Genomic DNA, 1,594 nt, shown 5'->3' with positions numbered 1-1,594 from the left:
GGGTGGTGGGGATCTGCCTGGGGGGCGGATATGCCCTGAAATTTGCTGCTTTTGACCCACGTGTGCGGGTTTTTGTGGGCATCGCCGGGGCGTACGCCAACCCCTACGCCATGCGGACGGGCATGGACTACCAGGCCGCGCTGGGCTCGTACACGGAGGTGCTGGAACGGCAGGACCAGGGCGGGCCCGTCACGTACATGCCGGCCGTCGCCGAGGGCGGCGAGTCCGCGATGCCGGGCGACGAGCCGTACGCCTACTACGGCACCGCGCGCGGCGCCTCGCCCCATTGGGTGAACGAGGTGACCAGGGCGAGCGTGCGCGAGCTGATCACGATGGACCACATGATGGGGGCCGATTTCCTGTCCCCGAAGCCGGCGCTGATCGTGCACGGGATCGTCGACCGGTTCTGCTCGCCGGAGGGGGCCGAGGAGGTGTACAAGCGGCTCGACGAGCCGAAGGAGCTCGTCTGGGTGGACGCCAAGCGGCACATCGACCTCTATGACCAGGAGCCGTACGTCACCCGGGCCGTGGACGCGACGGCCGCCTTCCTGGAGGCGTGTCTGTGACCGCTCGGTAAGGATGAGCTGAAGGTCTGTCCAGGAAAGTACCGGTTGTGATGGGTCAGGTCGCCAGGCCGGGCATGACCCCCGTAACCCCCGCAAAGTCGACGGGGGGTTGCGCATGCGTACAAAGTGGGCGGCCTGGGTGGGACTGGCGCTCGTGGCCGGGTGCGGCGCCGAGCGCACGCCGACCGTGCCCGTCGCGGTGCGGGCACCGGTCAAGGTGGCGCGATGCGTCATGAAATTTCCGGACAAACGGGCCGCACGCGCGGCCCGCCAGCGCCTCGAACACCACCTCGCCCGCTACCTGAGCACCCGCCCGGGCCGCATCGTCTACGGCGCGCACGACCTCGTCACCGGCGTCACCCTCGGCCAGGGGGAACACCGGCACGACCTCGTCACCGCCAGCGGCACCAAGGTGGACATCCTCGCCGCGCTGCTCCAGCGCCGCCACGCCGGCGGCCTCAGCCCGTCGGATCGCGACCTCGCCGAACGCATGATCACCGAGAGCGACAACAAGGCCGCCGACGCCCTCTGGTCGCGGGTCGGCGGCGGGGGCGCCATGAGCGAGTTCTACCGGCGACTGGGCATGCGGGAGACCGCGTCGGGGCCGGGCATCTACTGGGGCGGCACCACGTCCAGCCCCGCCGACCGCCTGCGTCTGCTGGGCGTCCTGGTCAACGGCGGCAAGGGCCTGCGCGCCTCCGACCGCCGCCTGCTGCTGGGCCTGATGAGCCGGGTGCACAAGGAGCAGGCGTGGGGCGTCAGCGCCGCCGCCCGCCCCGGCGACCGGGTGGCGCTGAAGAACGGCTGGACCCCGCGCCCCTTCATCCACGACACGTGGGCCGTCACCAGCTACGGCCGCATCCAGGGCCAAGGCCGCGACCTGCTCCTGTCGGTCCAGACCGACCAGCAGCCCGGCCACGGCGCCGGCGTCCAGACCATCGAACGGGTGGCCCGCACGATCGGCGCCCGCCTCGACAGCCTGTCCCCCACCTACACTCGTCCCTGCCCCACCAACCCCACCCCCTGAC

General features: G+C 71.3%; 2 protein-coding genes. Both read left to right on the top strand.

Translation table 11 applies throughout. The features are described from left to right. Positions 1-566, top strand: a 566-nt coding sequence (locus tag E1267_RS43690; protein WP_220449967.1) for an alpha/beta hydrolase, incomplete at its 5' end; no start/stop codon positions are given. 115 nt (positions 567-681) lie between these two features. After that, positions 682-1,593 (top strand): serine hydrolase, encoded by a 912-nt coding sequence (locus E1267_RS43685; RefSeq protein ID WP_132342180.1) that lies wholly within the window; start codon positions 682-684, stop codon positions 1,591-1,593. Position 1,594: the final 1 nt, after the last annotated feature.

This window comes from Nonomuraea longispora, assembly GCF_004348345.1.
GTDB classification, from domain to species: Bacteria; Actinomycetota; Actinomycetes; order Streptosporangiales; family Streptosporangiaceae; genus Nonomuraea; species Nonomuraea longispora.
This window is presented reverse-complemented; position numbering and strand designations above follow the sequence as displayed.

Excerpts from the sequence above, each read along its gene's own strand:
- E1267_RS43685 (WP_132342180.1), top strand. The coding sequence starts at position 682 with ATGCGTACAAAGTGGGCGGCCTGGGTGGGACTGGCGCTCGTGGCCGGG.